Source organism: Calidithermus roseus (assembly GCF_003574095.1).
GTDB classification, from domain to species: domain Bacteria; phylum Deinococcota; class Deinococci; order Deinococcales; family Thermaceae; genus Calidithermus; species Calidithermus roseus.
Genome location: NZ_QWLA01000175.1, coordinates 1 through 868 on the forward strand (window position 1 = coordinate 1; position 868 = coordinate 868).

The 868-nt window shown below is 64.2% G+C and carries 2 pseudogenes; both read right to left on the minus strand.

Features of this window, described 5'->3' with window-relative positions:
• Nucleotides 1–239 (minus strand): annotated as a pseudogene (locus Mrose_RS19570) (ISAs1 family transposase); the annotation flags it as partial.
• Between the two features lie 188 nt (nucleotides 240–427).
• Nucleotides 428–868, minus strand: a pseudogene (locus tag Mrose_RS19575) (hypothetical protein); the annotation flags it as partial.

Sequence of the window (868 nt, forward strand, 5' to 3'; positions counted from 1 at the left end):
AGATGCAAGAGGCTCAGGATGACATCGCGTAAGTACATCAGCCCCACCGCCCCCTTGCGGCTGCGGGAGGCATCCTCTCCCAACACCGTGTCTCGCTTGTGGTGTAGACGGTTCTCCACCTCCCAGTGTCCCCGCCACAGGGCATAAAGCTGCCTCGCTGACGCCTGCAGACTGGTCAGCGCATAGGCGGTCTCCTCCCGTAGCTCCCCGGTATTTTTGCGTACAACCCTCCGTTGCATCCGCAAGGCCATCTGCGAGCCCTGTCAGCCGCTTACCGCCTCAGGCATAGGCAGCACCTCCAGGTGCCATCCGGTGCACGGGTGCCAGCCCGTCCCGAAGGGGATCGTCCTCGTCCAGACCTCTCCACCCCGAACCTGGTGCTGGATGTGTTGATCCGTGGCCTGGTAGCTGGCAAAAGCCCACTGGATCAGTTCCTTGAGCTCCGGCTGATTCTCTTTGACGCTGAACAGATACCCCCCTTTTGCTCCACCACCGCTGCCGCCACCTCCTGTTGGCACAAGGCGGCATCCCCCGTCAGTACCCAGTCCACCCCCAGCCCCTCCATGCGTACCGCCAGTCCCTGCGCCGCCGCTGCCTCACCGGAAACAACCGCCTGGCTGCCCAGGGAGAGTCCCAGCCCCTGAACCAAAGCTGACAAAAAGACCAGCGCCTCTTCCCCTTGCCGGATGCGCCGGGTGCCCCGCAGGTGTTTCCCATCCGCAGCGACGGGACGATCCCCTGTCGGGACAGAGCCCTGGCGGGCCTGTTCACCCAGGGACAAAGGGCCGTTTTGGCCCAGGGTCTGCCATACCTCCTGGGCCCAGTCAAGCAAGGCGGACTGGAGGGCGTCGAGCTGCTTTGAGAGGGA